General features: G+C 63.6%; 14 protein-coding genes. 12 read left to right on the top strand and 2 right to left on the bottom strand.

Annotation, left to right across the window (positions count from 1 at the left end):
* Window positions 1-16 precede the first annotated feature (16 nt).
* The 8 genes from lspA (at window position 17) to AC04ME_RS02710 (ending at window position 8,049) form a co-directional block, all read left to right on the top strand.
* Window positions 17-529: a signal peptidase II gene (gene lspA, locus AC04ME_RS02745; RefSeq protein WP_230100799.1), complete on the top strand. Its 513-nt coding sequence runs from the start codon at window positions 17-19 to the stop codon at window positions 527-529.
* Window positions 526-861: a DUF6804 family protein gene (locus AC04ME_RS02740; protein WP_042538290.1), complete on the top strand. Its 336-nt coding sequence runs from the start codon at window positions 526-528 to the stop codon at window positions 859-861. Before lspA ends, AC04ME_RS02740 begins: the two co-directional genes overlap by 4 nt.
* A gap of 25 nt (window positions 862-886) precedes the next feature.
* Window positions 887-1,837: a cytochrome c oxidase assembly protein gene (locus AC04ME_RS02735; protein WP_042538291.1), complete on the top strand. Its 951-nt coding sequence runs from the start codon at window positions 887-889 to the stop codon at window positions 1,835-1,837.
* The gene (lnt, locus tag AC04ME_RS02730; RefSeq protein ID WP_079112071.1) at window positions 1,821-3,425 is read left to right on the top strand and encodes an apolipoprotein N-acyltransferase; all 1,605 of its coding nucleotides are present in this window, start codon (window positions 1,821-1,823) and stop codon (window positions 3,423-3,425) included. The genes AC04ME_RS02735 and lnt overlap by 17 nt, the downstream gene beginning before the upstream one ends.
* On the top strand, window positions 3,410-3,925 hold the full coding sequence (locus AC04ME_RS02725) for a DUF3515 family protein (RefSeq protein ID WP_042538292.1): 516 nt from the start codon (window positions 3,410-3,412) through the stop codon (window positions 3,923-3,925). The genes lnt and AC04ME_RS02725 overlap by 16 nt, the downstream gene beginning before the upstream one ends.
* Before the next feature lie 125 nt (window positions 3,926-4,050).
* Window positions 4,051-5,820: a bifunctional copper resistance protein CopD/cytochrome c oxidase assembly protein gene (locus AC04ME_RS02720; RefSeq protein WP_052492866.1), complete on the top strand. Its 1,770-nt coding sequence runs from the start codon at window positions 4,051-4,053 to the stop codon at window positions 5,818-5,820.
* Window positions 5,817-6,500, top strand: a complete 684-nt coding sequence (locus AC04ME_RS02715) for a copper resistance CopC family protein (RefSeq protein ID WP_026049677.1) — start codon at window positions 5,817-5,819, stop codon at window positions 6,498-6,500. Before AC04ME_RS02720 ends, AC04ME_RS02715 begins: the two co-directional genes overlap by 4 nt.
* Window positions 6,501-6,693: 193 nt before the next feature.
* The gene (locus tag AC04ME_RS02710) at window positions 6,694-8,049 is read left to right on the top strand and encodes a M23 family metallopeptidase (protein WP_026049678.1); all 1,356 of its coding nucleotides are present in this window, start codon (window positions 6,694-6,696) and stop codon (window positions 8,047-8,049) included.
* A gap of 98 nt (window positions 8,050-8,147) precedes the next feature.
* Here AC04ME_RS02710 and AC04ME_RS02705 read toward each other — a convergent pair whose 3' ends face one another.
* A complete protein-coding gene (locus AC04ME_RS02705; RefSeq protein WP_017201929.1) occupies window positions 8,148-8,909 on the bottom strand; it encodes a cytochrome c biogenesis CcdA family protein in 762 nt (253 codons plus the stop codon).
* A complete protein-coding gene (locus AC04ME_RS02700) occupies window positions 8,906-9,475 on the bottom strand; it encodes a TlpA family protein disulfide reductase (RefSeq protein WP_053098497.1) in 570 nt (189 codons plus the stop codon). Before AC04ME_RS02700 ends, AC04ME_RS02705 begins: the two co-directional genes overlap by 4 nt.
* 445 nt (window positions 9,476-9,920) lie before the next feature.
* Between AC04ME_RS02700 and AC04ME_RS02695 the strand changes: the two genes are divergently transcribed.
* From AC04ME_RS02695 to AC04ME_RS02680, 4 genes are read left to right on the top strand one after another with little or no spacing between them, the layout of a single operon-like run.
* Complete coding sequence (locus tag AC04ME_RS02695) at window positions 9,921-10,742, top strand: TnsA-like heteromeric transposase endonuclease subunit (RefSeq protein ID WP_167347459.1); 822 nt, start codon at window positions 9,921-9,923, stop codon at window positions 10,740-10,742.
* The gene (locus tag AC04ME_RS02690) at window positions 10,735-12,771 is read left to right on the top strand and encodes a Mu transposase C-terminal domain-containing protein (protein ID WP_053098495.1); all 2,037 of its coding nucleotides are present in this window, start codon (window positions 10,735-10,737) and stop codon (window positions 12,769-12,771) included. Before AC04ME_RS02695 ends, AC04ME_RS02690 begins: the two co-directional genes overlap by 8 nt.
* Window positions 12,768-13,811, top strand: coding sequence for a TniB family NTP-binding protein (locus AC04ME_RS02685; protein ID WP_053098494.1), 1,044 nt, complete (start codon window positions 12,768-12,770; stop codon window positions 13,809-13,811). Before AC04ME_RS02690 ends, AC04ME_RS02685 begins: the two co-directional genes overlap by 4 nt.
* A complete protein-coding gene (locus AC04ME_RS02680) occupies window positions 13,808-16,135 on the top strand; it encodes a zinc-ribbon domain-containing protein (protein ID WP_150115143.1) in 2,328 nt (775 codons plus the stop codon). The genes AC04ME_RS02685 and AC04ME_RS02680 overlap by 4 nt, the downstream gene beginning before the upstream one ends.
* Window positions 16,136-16,141 lie beyond the last annotated feature (6 nt).

The following is a 16,141-nucleotide window of genomic DNA, read 5'->3' as shown; positions in this document are numbered from 1 at the left end:
AGTCCGCCGGTCGGCCGTGGTGCTCATCGTCGCCGCCATCGTTATCCTGATCGATCAAGGCACCAAGACTCTTGCTCTGAACACGTTGCGACAGGATGCGCGTATACCGCTGATCGGTGACTGGCTCGGTCTTCAACTGGCCTTCAACCCCGGGGCGATCTTCTCGCTCGGGGAAGGCTCCACATGGGTCATCACCGTCGTCGGGCTCGCTGTCACCGCGGCCCTCATCGGTGCCGCTACCCGAGCCCGCAACGTGTGGTCGGCGGTTGGTTTCGGTTTCATCGTGGGCGGTGCGATCGGGAACCTCATCGATCGCTTATTCTCGCCGCCCGCGTTCGGGATCGGGCACGTCACCGATTTCCTTGCCTACGGGAACCTGTTCATCGGCAACCTCGCCGATGTCGCTCTCGGCATCGGTGCCGTGTTCCTCATCGTCGCGGGTCTGCGCATAAGCCGTCGCCGGCCAGACCCCTCGTCCCGCCCCGATCCCGTCGACCCTGTACCCGCCGAAGAAACGGTTCACCCATGAGTCCCAAAGAACGTGTCCCCTCCACTTACCAGCGGAACGCCCTGGCCCCCAGCCTCGTCGCCGCCGCGATCCTGTTCCTCGCCCCGGCGCTCTTCCAGGCGAATTGGGCGCCCCTCGTCCTCTTCATCGCCTCAATTTTCGGGCTGATCGTCGCGTGGTTTGCGCTGCAGGCACGCCACTGGTGGTGGATCCCGGTCTTCCTCGCGATCGCCGTGCTCTGGAACCCGGTAATGCCCTTCCCCTTCTCCGGTGTCGTGTGGACCACAGCACAGCCCATCGCGGCCGTGGCGTTCCTGGCAGCGGGGGCGACGATCAAGGTGATCCGGAAGTGAACAGCGCGATCTTCTTGTCACGACCATGCGTGTGAGCGGCCAGATCCTCGAAAGTCCCCCGTCTTTGCAGGCGTTCCTCGCACCGGCGGACATCCCGCTTCCGGTGTTACCGATAGTCGCGGGGATCCTCGCTGTGCTGTATCTGGTCGGAGCGATCCGGTTGTGGACGCGCGGGCGTCGGTGGCCCGTGTGGCGAACGGTCAGCTTCCTTCTCGGGTGTGTTCTCCTCGCGGCGGTCACTGGTCTAGGCGTTGAAACCTACGGCCAGGCGCTGGTGTCCGTTTTCATGTTCCAGCAGCTCACTCTGATGATGATGGTGCCGCCGCTCCTCGTCCTGGGCTCTCCCGGCACCCTTCTTCTGCGAGCGACACCGCATCATGGAGCGGGACGGTTAGTCCTCACAGCGGCCCACGGTGCTCTTCGAAGCCCGGCCGCGAAATGGATACTCAGTCCGTGGGCCACTGTCCCGCTCTACCTGTTCGCGTTCTACGGCATCTACCTTGCGGGTGCTGCCGATGCCATCCTCGCTCTCCCCGGGGGTCACGTCGCACTCGAGGTCGGATTCCTCCTCGCCGGCGTGCTCTTCACCATCCCCATCCTGTCCTCCGATCCGCTGCCGGTCAGGTTGGGTCATGGTGCCCGTGCACTGGACGTCTTTGCCGAAGCCGCGCTCCACGCATTCTTCGGGGTGTTTCTCATGATGGCCAGTACGATCCTGGTCGGCTCGTTCGTCGCGCCCACCGAAGCACTGGGCATCGATCCCCTCGCCGATCAGCAGCTAGCCGGCGCTCTGGCATGGTCCTACGGTGAAGCCCCGACCGTACTGATGTTGATCTACGTGATGCATCGTTGGTTCCGAAGCGACACCGCTCGTGCTGCCGCGGCGGATCGGTATGCCGACGTGCACGGGAACGCCGACCTCGACTCGTACAACGCTTACCTGAAAAACCTGGGCACTCATGACCGTGACCGCTGACCCGTTGGTGGGACACGCCCTCTCCGTTCGACCACGGCGCGGCAACGCCAGTGCGCACGATGCGCTCCTGGCAGCTGCGGTGCCATTTCCCGTAGCGATCGTCGCGTCCGCCATCGCAGGAGGCATGCTGGATCTCGCCTACCCCGCGTCCGGGTGGTGGCCCGCGACGTTCGTGAGCGCAACCATCGGGCTGTGGACGCTTCGCGGACGCTCTGTTCCCGGGGCGTTCCTGATCTCCCTCGTCTACGGGACGGCCTTCTACTTCACTCACTTGGTATGGGTGACCCGGTTTCTGGGGCCCATCCCATGGGTCGCGCTGGCTGGCTTGGAATCCCTGCTGTTCGGTGCCGGCGGTGCGCTGATCGCACTCGCCTATCGTGTCGCCACCACGCGGGCGGGATTCGGGTATCACGCGATCACTCCTGTGCTCGTCGCCGGGGTGTGGGTGCTGCGGGAAACGCTGATGGGGAATGCGCCGTACACCGGGTTCCCGTGGGCGCGAATCGGCTTCACTCTTGCCGAGAGCCCGCTCGCGGAAGCCGCTTCCTGGGTGGGGACAACCGGGCTGACCTTCCTGACAATCCTCGTCTGCGCAAGCGTCGTGGAAGCCCTCACCCTCCGCCGGTGGGAGCCGGGAGCAGCAGCGGCGGTCATCGTCGTTGCCGCGATGGCCGTCCCTCTGTTCCCGACTGAGCAAGCGGGAATGATGCGCGTCGGATGGGTGCAGGGCAACGGTCCCAGCGGCTACTTCGACACCAGGACAACAGGTGACATCCTGCGCGCACAGGAAGAAGCGACCGCTCCGCTCCTGGGGCGTGAAATGGACCTTCTCGTCTGGCCAGAAGGGGCCGTCGACGCCGATCCCCTGCGCGATGCCGCCGTCGCAGGCCGCCTTGATCGACTCGTGCAGGGTGCTGGCGCTCCGGCACTGGTGAATGCGGCAACCACCCGCGGAGCTGACACGTTCAACACCTCGATGCTGTGGACCAGCGCCGGGCCGCAGCAGCTCCACGACAAGGCCAACCCCGTCCCTTTCGGCGAATACGTGCCGGACCGTTGGTTCTACGAAGCCATCGCCCCCGATCTCATCGGGTTGATACAACGCGAGTACACGCCCGGCTCCAACACGCCCCTCATGAACGTTGGCGATGTGCCCATCGGTCTGGCGATCTGTTTCGACGTCATCTACGACGACGTCATCCACCAGAGCGCGTCCTCTGGCGCGCAGATGTTCGTGTTTCAAACCAACAATGCGGATTTCAGAGGCACGGACGAGAACCTCCAACAGCTGACCATCGCCCGCATACGCGCGCTCGAAACAGGGAGAACTGCGGTGAACGTCTCCACCACCGGGACCAGTCAAGTCATCGGCCGCGATGGAAAAGTGTTGGCTCAGGTTGCGGTGGACACGACCGCGGCGAAGATCACCGAGGTCCCCCTCCGCGCCGGCACGACTCTCGCTGTCGTGCTGATGCCGTGGCTCGGCTGGATGCTCAGTATCGGAACGGTACTAGCGCTGCTCGTCATGTCGATCCGACAGCGACGGACGCATGCTGACTCCCAGGAAGACGGATGGATGACGTTGTGAAGCTCAAGATTCTGACCTCTGGCGCGGCGCTGTGCGCACTGCTTGTGCTCACCAGCTGCGCACCCACCGTCCACCTCGAGCCCGCAGCGAACGCGAATGACCCGCTGTGCGCAGAGGTCACCGTACGATTACCGGACTCGATTGGCGACCAGGCTCGCGTCTGGACGGACGCTCAGGCCACCGCAGGATGGGGCACCCCCAGTAGCGTGCTCCTCACCTGCGGGTTGGAGCCCCCGGCCCCCACCACGCTGCAATGTGTCAGCTTGGGGGGCGTCGATTGGATCGTCGACGAGGAGGAGACCCCGAATCTGCGGCTCACAACCTACGGCCGAGATCCAGCTGCCCAGGTGTACGTGGACACGACCACCCTGTCGGCGGACGCGGTTCTCGAATCTCTTGCCGGGGCGATCCAGCAGCTCCCCAAGACCGGTGAATGCACGGCACCTGTGACGGAAGACCCGGACGCTGCTGGCGCTCAGACAGGGGATACCACTCCATGAATCCCGTTGTTCTCCGGATCGTTGGACCGACGATTCTCGTTGCCGCCGCACTCATCGCTGTGGTCATCGGGCTCGTGATTGGTGGAGGAGCTGCACCAAGACTCGCGAGTGACCCTGGAGCGCTCGTGCGATGGGGACTCCCGGCCGCGAAACTGTTCGTCAATCTGTCCGGTGCGGCGATGCTCGGGCCCCTGGTGCTGGCGGTGTTCGCTCTCCCCTCGGCAGGGAAGCCCTTCACCGTCGCGCTCGATATTGCCTCCGCCGGCGCCGCGACCCTCACCCTCACAAGCGGGGTGGTGGCTTACCTCACCTTCCTGTCCTCATTCAATCCGCAAGTTAACCTGAGTGCCGAGTTCGGCACGCAGCTCGGTCGCTTCCTCCTCGACACGGAGCTGGGACGATCATGGCTCATCACCGCGATCCTCGCTTCGGTCGTGACAGTCCTCGCATTCGCTGTTCGCAGCTATGGTGCGGTCATGATCACAACCGTGCTTGCGATCATCAGTCTGATTCCCATGGCCACCCAAGGTCATTCGGGTGAGCTCGCCAATCACGATCCCGCTGTCATGTCCCTCGTCCTGCATGTCATTTCAGCAGCAGTATGGCTCGGGGGGCTCATCCTGCTCGTCGTCGCGCGACCGATCAGCTCGCCGCGCGAACTCGAGAACCTGCTCCGCCGGTACTCGACGGTGGCGCTCATCGCGTTCATCGGCGTCGCCGTCTCGGGATACGCGCGGACGCTCACAGCCCTCGGCCGGTGGGAGGATTTGGCCTCACCGTACGGCATCCTCCTTCTCACAAAGATCGGCGCGCTTTTGGTCATGGGCGTCCTGGGTGCCGCCTACCGCCGCCGACTCATCGCAAAGACCAGCGAGGGCCGTGGCGCCTTCTGGATGATCGTGTGCGTCGAACTCGGTTTCATGGGTGTCGCGAGCGGGGTCGCCGCCGCCCTCGCCCGCACCGCCGCCCCCGCCGATGCGATCACCCTGCCGCAGACCACCGCCGCGGAGATCCTCACCGACGCACCCGTCCCGGTCGCACTCACCCTGCAGAGATGGTTCACGGCGTGGAGTCCCGACCTCCTTTGGGTGCTCGTCGCGGGTTTCGGAATCGTCTTCTACCTCGTCGGCGTCCGACGCGCACGGCGCCGCGGGTATCCGTGGCCAGCCAGGCGCACGATCAGCTGGATTGCGGGGATGGGGGCGCTTCTGTGGACGACCAGTGGGCCGATCGCAGCCTATGACGATTCGCTCATCAGTATGCGATTCCTCGCCTTCGCTCTCCTCAGTCTCGCGATCCCCTTGCTCCTTGTCTTCGCGGCGCCGATCACCCTCGCAACCTTGGTCATCCACCCACGGGACGATGGAAGCCGAGGACCGCGCGAATGGCTTCTCTGGGCCGCCCACAGCCCCCTGGCCCGGTTTACTCGTCGCCCCGTCGTCGCCGCGTCCCTGTTCGCCACGTCGCTGTGGTTGTTCCACTACTCCGACCTGTTCCGATGGTCGCTCTACGACCAGCTCGGAGCGGAATGGATGATCAGCCAGCTCCTCGTCACCGGGTGCCTCTTCGTACGATCGCTTTCCCCGAACGCGTCCACGACTCCCGAGGGGCGGTGGCGTGTGGCCTCACTCACTGCGCTCACAGGCGTGGCCACTTTCTTCGGCATCGCCACTATCGCTCGCTCCGACCTCATCGTCGCGGAGTGGTTTGGCGCCATGGGGCGGACGTGGGGACCCACCCCCCTGCAGGACCAGGCCCTCGCCGGAGCCGCCACCTTGATGATCGCGGGAATGCTCGCAATCCTCACCGGCTTCTCCGTCCTCCACACGAAACGCAACAACAGACCTACCGACAGCACCCCCGTGCCCGCCGGACGAAAGGACCCACGCCCGTGACCTCCACCCACCGCACCCGCTGGCTCGCCAGCACACTTCTTGCCCTCATCGCACTGGGAATCGTGGCCGCACCGGCCCCCGCAGCTCTCGCGCACGACAACCTCCTGGACACCGTGCCCGGGGCAGACGAAACCGTCACCCAACTCGACGACGTCGCTCTCACGTTCAGCGGGGAACTCATTGACTTCAGCCAGGCAAGCTTCGCCCAAGTGCAAGGACCCGACGGCCTCTTCTACGAATCCAGCTGCTCCACCATCGACCGCAACATCCTCACCACCCCGGTCGCACTCGGAGAACCCGGCGTCTACACCGTGCTTTGGAACGCCGTCTCCAGCGACGGTCACCCCATATCCGAGAGCTTCACGTTCACGTACGCTCCCACCGGCATCGAGCCAGGGCTGGGATGGGACCAACCAGCATGCGGGAACGAACAATCACGGATGCAACCGGCAAAGGCGTCGCCCTCTGCTGTGCCAACTACCGAACCTCCCGCAGCGGACACCCCTGCCCCGGCGGCATCCGCAGGCGAGAACGAGGTGGCTTCGATCGCGATCCCGCTCATCATCGCCGTGGCTGTCATAGGTGCCGCGGTGATCGCCACCACCGTTGTCGTACGGCAAGTGAAAAAGAACAAACACAACAAGGTGAGCCCCGACATCCACACGGACCCGAAAGCGTGAACTTCGTGTCAGGACAGTCGAACTCGAATTCGATGCGACAGATATGGGCCACTGATCAGAGATCACGAGCGAGTCGGCGCGACTTCGGCGGCCACGTACGGCCGATGGACCAGACGGCGGGCAATGCAAGCGTGGCCAATCTGCGCGCCCATGGCAGCAGAATCCACGAAGCCGAGCTCGAGGAGAGGGCACAGTGAACGGACGACTCGTCTCTGCGGCTACGGAGGCGGCTGAAGAATGCGGTTGTGCACCCACGCCCGCCGAACGCGACTCGTTCTGGAAGCTGAGTGTTACTCGACGTGGCGCTTTCGGGCTCGGCGCGCTCGGTGTCGCTGCATTCGCTGCACTCGGCATCGGCTCCGGCGACTCAGCGGCGTACGCTGCGTCGTACCCGAGTTGGGACGATGTGCAACGCGCCAAGAACAACGAAGCTGCCAAGGCTGCCGAGATCACCCGAATCGAAGGGCTGATCCAGTCCTTGACGCGGAAGGTCGCTGAGACTCAGGTTGCTGCCGATACAGCCTCCGACGAGTTCTATGCAGCGCAGCAGGAGTACTTCGCTGCGATCACGGAAGCTCAGAGCCTGCAGGCGCAGGCGGACGAACAATCAGCGATTGCCGAAACCTCTGCGCGCAGGGCCGGTCAAGTTGCGGCACAGCTGTATCGCAACGGTGGAGATGATTCAGCACTGCAACTGTTCTTCTCCGGTTCCGCGGCCAACGCCGATGAGCTCCTGTCACGCCTGGGCACCATGGACAAGCTTCTCGAGTACAACCGGTCGGTCTACGATGGCGCAATCTCGGCGCGCAACACCGCCCAATCGCTGACCGATCAGGCGAAGGTTGCCCGCGACGAACGAGACCGCCTGCAGCAGGTCGCAGAGCAGAAGATGATTGCGGCACAAGAAGCGGCCGACGCCGCACAGGCCGCGCTCGACGAGCAAGCCGCGAACCTCGAGACGATGCAGGCGCAGCTCGCCGCGCTGAAAGACACCACCACGCAGACTGTCGCTGGTTACCAGTCGGGTGTGGCCGCGCGCGAGGCCGAAGAGCGCGCCCGTCGCGAACGCGAAGCCGCGGAAGCGGCAGCCAACGGTGGCGGCAACGGCGGCGGCGGAGGCTCTGCCGGTAGCGGCGGTTGGGTCCGGCCCCACGGGGGCGGCCGAAGTTCAAGCTACGGCCCGCGGACCCCGATCTGCGGTTCGCAGGGCTGCTCCTCGAGCTACCACTACGGCGCGGACATGGCCAATGGCTGCGGAGCGGCGATCTACGCCGCCAACTCCGGAACAGTGGACTACGCCGGCGCGAACGGCAACTACGGCAATTACGTCCGCATCCAACACGGCGGGGGCGTCAGCACCGGGTACGCGCACATCAAACCCAGTGGCATCCTCGTTGGCAGGGGGCAATGGGTCAATTCGGGCCAGGTCATCGCTTACGCGGGTGACACTGGACGCTCCTTCGGTTGCCATCTGCATTTCGAGGTCTACATCAATGGTGGTTACACCAACCCCGTCCGATTCATGGAAGACCGCGGCGTCTATATCTAAGGCTCCGACATGGGAGCACGAAGTGGCGCCACCCACAATGACCAGTTGGGTAGAGAGGGCTGCTCCAGTCGTCACTCGCGACATCCTTGCTAGGGATCTCAGAGAGGGAGAATGACGCTACCCATCACCGCCGTCAGCCGCGACATGATGTCGGTCCACAGCCCTGTCACCATCAGGATTCCGAGGACGATCAGCAGTATGCCTCCGCATACGTTCACCACCCGGATGTGACGACGGAGGAACTCGACCGTCTTCGCCGCCCAACCGAACCCGAATGCGACCAACAGGAACGGGATGCCGAGGCCGAGCGAATACGCGAGGCCGAGGAAGCCGGCACGGACAGGGTCGCCAGCATTGAACGAAAGCGCGATGATCGCGGCAAGCGTCGGACCCATGCACGGTGCCCAGCCGATACCAAGTGCCACTCCAAGTAGCGGCGCCCCTGCGATTCCGGCCCGGGAGCCGACGTGGAAGCGGACCTCCCGCTGGGCGAAATTGAACAACCCGAGAAAGACGAGCCCCATCAGGATGATGACGACTCCGAGGATGCGTGTGACCAGGTCGCCCCAGCGTAGGAAGAACACGCCGGCCGTGCCGCCCAGCGCGGTGATGAGAACGAAGACGACGCTGAAGCCGAGGATGAACAGCAGTACGCCGACTACGAGCTGACGGCGCTGGGGCGCGACTGCGTTCGTCGCGCGACCCTTCGAGTCCGGCGCGACCACCCCGCCAAGGAAGCCGAGGTAGCCGGGGACCAGCGGGAGCACGCAGGGCGACAAGAACGACACGAGGCCAGCGAGCATCGCGACGGGGACTGCGAGCCAGAGCGCACCGGACCCGATGATGGTGTCGGCGTTCACGGTGTCTCCGCCAGAGCGTCCTTGACGAGCGTCGAGAGGATCGAGGTGCCGTCGATGGGTCCGATGATGCGGGCGGCGACACGGCCCTGCCTGTCGAGCACGAGAGTCGTCGGTGTCGCCTGGATCGGCACGACCTCGGAGAAAGCGAGTTTCGCCTCGGCCGTGTTCACGTCGATCAGGCTCGGGTAGGTGATGCCGAACTCGTGAGAGAAAGCCTGGGCAGTGTCGGCCTGGTCGCGGGTATTGATGCCGATGAAAGCTACATCCTCGCCGCCGTATTCTTGCCAGACGCTTTCGAGATCCTTCGCCTCGATGCGGCACGGCGCGCACCCGGCGTACCAGAAGTTCACCACCGTGACCTTGCCGGCGTTGTCTGCGCTGTCGAAATCATCACCAGTTTCAGTGATGCCGCTGAAGTCGACCGGTTCGCTCCGCTCGTCGATCGGGATCTCGACGATCGCGCCGCCAGCGGCCACATACCCGGTGTTCTCACCCTTGAGGAAGGAATCGCTGACCGGATCCGGCGCACACCCGCTCAGACCGATGGCGAACACCGCGGCGAGCATGGCTCCGATCGCACCACGAATGGTGCGAAAGCGAGGATTTCGAGGCACATCTCGCACTCTACGCAGATCCCCTATGCGTCCGCCGAACCGGGCCACCGTCCTGCGGGCCTCTTACCGCTTCCGACGTCCGCCAGGGCAAGTCGCCGCGTCGGCAACTTCGGTCTGCTGACACACAGAGCACCTCCGGGAGGATGACGTGTCAGCTGAAGGCCAACTGCGTCATTCCAACGCAATTCCGACGACGACCGCCTGCACACCGTCTCAGCGTTGCAGATTGCTCGGCGGTGGCATCAGTGTTCTCGTTCGGTCGTTGCCGGACATCAGATCGAACTCTAATCCGAGCCATACCGGTGTGTCGGGAGCCAGGCAAAGCCGACCCGGCGGATCCTGGGCGCAGGCGACAACGATGTGCCTACTCAGGTACTCCGCCTTCCTTGGAGTGGTGATGAAGCCAGCTGAGATTGCACGGTTGATCGCACGGCGACGATTCTCGAAGGGCTCGGAGCTGCACTGGGTGCCGCGCGATCATCGTTCCGCATCCGGCTACGCGGATAGCGTCTCGTTCGCACCGGTCAACCGAAGTCTCGGCCGTTTGGATTGGTCGGTCATCGACCCGATGAAGGTTCGAGTATCGAAGGGCGCAAGCCACTTTTTCACGGGGTCTGAGTACTTCTGGAGTCGCACCCGTAGCCACGTATGGTGTGAGTCTCAGTTCGAGCGCGACGAGTTGATGTGGCTCGATTTCGGCGGGCAAGTAGCAAAGGTGTGGTCGCAGCCATTTGGCGTGGTGTTCGGCGTTCGCTCGCCGATGGCGGGTCACTGGCACGTGCCGGATTTCCTATTGCAGATGTCGGACGACTCCTACGCCGTTCGAGACGTGAGGCCAAAGGAACGCATCGACAAGTCTGCGCAACTGCAGTTCGATGAAACCGCGGTTGTGTCGGCAACGCTCGGCTGGCACTATCAGGTACTTTCCGGCCACAGCATCCATGCGACCCGCGTGGTCGAATGGTTGTCGGCGTCGCGTCATGACCGTTGCAGGCCGCCTGCTGACGTCGAGGACAGGATCCTCGACGCGGCAACTGACAGCAAGACTCGCCGGGAGTTGTGCGAGCTGGCATCACCAGATTGCCCACCTCTTGCCTGCGCATGGGTTGACAACCTCGCCTGGCGCAGACTTCTCGCGCTCGATCTGTCTGCGGTCTTCAATAGCAACGCGCTACTGACTACCGCACGTCGGGAGAGAACGGATGCGATCAGTGTCTGACGAGAGCAAGCTGAAACTCGGGGACTCTTTCGACATTGACGGCGAGATCTGGGTCTGGGCCCACATCATCCCCGGCCTAGAGGTGAAGCTCCGGTCCGAGAACGCACCCGATCGACACCTCATCATGTCCGTAGACGAGTTCCTGCGCCATGCCGGCACGGCTCAACGCGAGCGCGCGGTATCGCTTCGTCCGGACGGGGACGCGTGGCCGACCAACGTGTGCGATATGGAGGCCCATCTCCTTGAGGCGTTCACCGGGAGACCAATGGATCCGTTGGCTTCCACTCCTCGGGCGCAGTATGACCCTGCGCTGACGACTCAGAACGCACGCGTTGACGCGAAGCTGCTGGAGTTGAAAGGCACGTCACTGGGGCGAGCGCGCAGTACCTTTCACCTCCTATGGAAGACCTACCAGCAAGACGGTGCAGCGGGGCTGAATGCCCGCATGCACCGGAAGGGCGAGCAGCGACTCGCCATCAGCCGGGCAGATCCGCGGCTGGTGACGATCATCGATCGATTCCTCGATCGCCAGACGGACAAGGCCACGAGTAGCAAAAAGCGTTGCGCTGTCTTGGTGAGGCGAGCGCTCGAGACAACCTACCCGGGCGACCCCATTTGTGAGATCAAGGCTCGCACCCTCCAGGGCTACATCAACGAGCGGGCTGCAGGCCGTTACAGCTTCGACAAAGCGACCACCCGGAGAAACACCGACAACAGCCCAAAGCGTCAGTACCACTCCGGAGCTGCCTATCAACTTGGAGAGCGATGCGAGATCGATTCAACGGACCTCGACGTTCTCGTTTGGGATGAGACCAGTGAGTTCCGTCCGAAACTCACCGTGCTTCTCGACGTCGCCAGCCGAGTGCCGCTCGCTTGGGCGATCCACGCGGATAGCCCTGGCGGATTCGATCATGCGCTCCTGCTCGCCCGAGCCATCATCGGGCGCAAAGCCGTGCCTGGTTCGGGCGCTGCCACTCTCTCGGGGTCAGCCGCCTTGCCTTCCGCGCTGATGAAGCAGGTGAACCCCTACCTCAGCGACGAGTCTCTGGCTCTCCCATGGATCTTTCCGCGATCAATCACCATCGACGGCGGAGCTGATTTTCGGTCCCGCACGTTCAGAGATGCCTGCCGTGCGTACGGAATCCACAGGGAGCTCGCGCCCTCCGGAACGCCGACGGTGAAGCCACATGTTGAACGCAACTTCGGCACCCTCTCATCAGATTTCGCCGCATGGTTGGCCGGTTTCGTGGGGAACTCCGTGGCGCATCGAGGCGCCCGCGACAACCCCACGCTCACCTTGGACTCGCTCCGGCTCATCCTGGACAGTTGGATATCCAACATCTACCTGAACAAACCGCACCAGGGCCTGAAGTCGACGAGCTCCCCCGGACGGATCTTCACCCCGAATCAGATGTACACCGAACTCTTCAGCGTCGGGCCTGGCGTCCCAGTGCCTTTCGGAGTCGAGGAGTACCTCGCCCTGTTGCCGACCGAACGTCGCATGATCGGTCGTGCAGGGATCGATCTCCACAATCGCCGCTACGACTCGCCCGACCTGGAGGACCTCCGCAGTCGCTCCCTCACGGGCGCTGAACCGGGATCCGCGAGAGCGAGGAAGTTCCCGGTGAGCTTCGACCCCTACAACGCGAATGCCGTCTGGGTACGTCACCCGGAAACCGGCTTGTGGATCGAGTGTTGGGACGTCGCTCTGCGAGAGAAGACGGCACCGATGGTCGCCGAGATCGACATGAAACTCCTTACCCGATACCCCGACGCCGCTATCGACGATCCCGATCGCCGCCGGGAGTGGATCGATCATGTCGAAAGCCGCGAGCGAGGAGACAAGCGCAAGCGCACCCAACACAAGCGAGAGCAACAGCGCCTCAAGGTCGAAGCTCAACGCGAGTCAGGCCCCTCGACAACGACACCGATCCCATTACGGCAATGGGCCAAACCCGTCGACATCAGCACCATCGATTGGACGTCCCCCGACATACATCTCGCTCAAGCAGAGGAGCTTGATCCATGAAGATCACCCCACTCGTCCTCCACCATGACCGCAAGACCAGCCTTGCAGGGCTTCGAGAAGCATTCGACGCCGAGCCCGCATCGCCGCCGAAGATCACCTTCCGGCAGTACACAGATCTGGATAGTGAAGCCCGAGAGCTATACGACCAAGCTCGCGAAGACTTTCTCCGGCTGACGTTGAGGGTGAAGACGCGCGAGCAAGCAGTCTGCGCTCGCATTCTGGAGGACCTCATCCGAATCAACCCTCGGCTGAAGAACTCGCGGCGCGGGCTGATGGTATCCGCGCCGATGTTCTCCGGCAAGACAGAACTCGCTCTCCTGTTGGCTCGATCCGTAGAACGCAGACACGCAGCCCAACACCCCGACTACCTCAGAGACGGAGACGCACCGGTCGTCTGGGTGGAGATGACCGAACACTCGACCGGGAAAGCTCTCCTTGCCCAGATCGTGGAGTTTCTCGCCCCCACCATCGTTCTCCCCAAACAGATTGCCACCGACCGGCTGCGGAAGCTTGCCGTCGAAGCCCTCCATCGACATGGCACGAAGCTGCTGGTGATCGACGAAGCGCACAAGCTTGGCGGGACTGAACCCTCCAGTGTCATCAAGGCTCTCCAGAATGAGTCCTGTGCGACCGTCGTCCTGGTTGGAATCAATCTCGACCAAGCATTCAAGACGGGCGACGGGCTGCAAGTCAGCGCACGCTGCGACTTCGTCACACTCGACAAGATCGACCCCGCCGTCCAAGAGGACTTCGAACAATGGATCAAATGGGTCGCCACCTTCGACAGCTTCCTACCACTATGTGGGCACGTCCACGGCCTTCTCACCCGCAACGCCGGCACGCTAGTCCACGCCGCCGACGGGAAACTCGCCGTTCTCGCGATGATCGTGGACCGCCTAGTCGCGTCCATCTTGCGCGACGAATCGCGCACCTCGGAGACCGTAACCCGCGAGGGACTCTTCGGGGTTCTCGATACTCTCCGGCGCACCACGCTCAACACACACAACGTCACCCTGGACGACTTGGTGGACGCCGCATGACCAGCACGCAGGCGTGGGCGAAACGACCCAAGTGGCATCATCTTGAGACGCCACGCTCCTACGCGCAGCGGCAATGCCGCGCCGCAGGAGTGCCGTTCGATTTCGCCGAGAGGGCACTGACCAGCCGAGCGCAACCGAACATCCACCGCGTCTGGATCGACGATGAAGCGGCCGCTCGGGCGGTCGAGGCGACGGCAGGGCGCCCGGCCGGTCACTACCTCCGCATGAAACGTCTAGCGCAACCGGACTCCACACGGGCCTACCCGCAGCGCTTCCTGTGCCGCCTATGCAGTGCCGGGGAGACGATCGAGCAAATTTCCCATGATCGGGAAAACTTCTGTCTCCGACACCCGGGGCAGATGGTGTGGGTCGGTCCCGGAACCGAACTCGATACCCAGGTTATCGTTCCCTTCGATCCCACGCTTCGGAACGCGGAACTCTCCTTCCGTCGACTCGTCGCTACTGGTCGGGTCACCACGCAGCTGCACAGTCAAGTGTGGGCCATGGTGCGCGACAACGACACCCTCTCCGCCCAGGACGGAGAGACCGGGCAGAATCAGTCCTTGATGAGCGCGGCACGCGAGATCGATCGCCGCGCACATCTGTACCGCGCGACGGTGCGCGTTCTGCAGATCTTGTCCAATCGTTCGCACTGCGCACGATGGCGCACTCAGTCGGCGGCAGATCTACGACTCGACATCAACGCAACGTTGGGCTTCGCCAACAGCGACGTCCTCGTCGAACGGGTGATTCTCTGGCTCCGACCCCTCCGCCGCCACACCATCCCCACGAAGTTCCGCCCCTTGGAAGCCGCCCTCGACACCGTCGACGTCCCCCGCATCCTCGACGCCACCGCCAACTACCCGCTATGGATCCTCCGACACCCGCAAGCCATCTCCGAATGGGACTGGGATCGCAACCCGCCCACCCGAGACCCCTGGTCGGGAGTAGATGTCTCCCACAAAGCCTGGTGGTTGTGCGAAGAGGGGCACTCCTGGGAAGCAAGCCCCCACGTGCGAGGCTTTGCCGAGACGAACTGCTCATACTGCATCGGCATGGACTTCTGGCCTGGACATACCGACCTCGGCACCCTGCGGCCGGACATCGCCGCGGAATGGGACACCACCCCAGGAGCCAACCGCGGGGACCCTCATCACGTCAGCGTCACCTCCGCACGGAAAATCAACTGGCTGTGTACTGCTCAAGAGCACACCTGGCCCGCCCAGGTGCGCTCCCGCACCACGCAAGAAAGCAGCTGCCCCTACTGCAGCGGTAGCCGGGCGATACCAGGTGAAACAGACTTAGCCACTCTTCACCCAGGCCTCGCAGCAGAGTGGGATTACGAACGCAACGACAGCTCCATCACTCCGGAGACAGTCACCCCCGGATCAGATCGTGTCGTCTGGTGGCGAGGCCCCTGCGACCATAGCTGGGACGCGGCTGTCGGCGGCCGTTGCTCAGGATACGGGTGCCCGTACTGCTCCAACCAACGCACCCTCGCCGGTTTCAACGACCTCGCCACCACCCACCCTCAACTCGCCGAACAGTGGGACCCCGCGAACTCCAAGACTCCGAGCGAGGTCACCGCGGGCTCGGATTACCCCGCGGTATGGCGTTGCGGCCTGAGTCACACGTGGGAGCTTCCCGTCTGGGGTCGCACGACGGACAAGACGGGATGCCCCGTATGCGCGAATCGGGTCGTCCTCGCAGGATTCAACGACTTGGGAACTCTCGACCCTCATCTGGCTTCGGAGTGGGACCACGAAGCAGGGGCGAACGACCGGACACCGTCCGAAGTGACCGTTAGTAGCTCCTATGAAGCCCTGTGGCGCTGCGCGAAGAACCACACCTGGCCAGCGACAGTCGCCAATCGACATGCTGGTTCCGGTTGCCCCTCGTGCTCCGGACGGGTCGCCATCCCGGGAGCCACTGACCTCGCGACACGCCGACCGGATATCGCCGCACAATGGGATCCCAGCAACGACTGCTCACCGAACCAGGTCACAGTCTCATCCCACGTGAAGGTGTCATGGATCTGCCATCGCAACCACTCGTGGCCGGCGACCGTCAAGAACCGCACTTCCGGCTGCGGCTGCCCCTACTGCGCAGGAAAGCTGCCCATCCCTGGCGAGAACGACCTTGCGACGCTGCGCCCCGATCTCGCCAAGCAATGGGATCCAGCGAACGCCCTCTCTCCTACCGAGGTCACCGTCGGGTCTGGTCGAAAAGTCATGTGGATCTGCGCTTGCGGATATTCGTGGCCGTCCAAGATTCAGACCAGAACCCGCAGACCCCACGCCCACTGCCCCGAATGTCGCAAGTAGTAACAG

The organism is Microbacterium sp. LjRoot205 (assembly GCF_056175745.1).
Note: the sequence above shows the minus strand (reverse complement) of the source record. Positions and strands in the feature narration are given on the sequence as shown.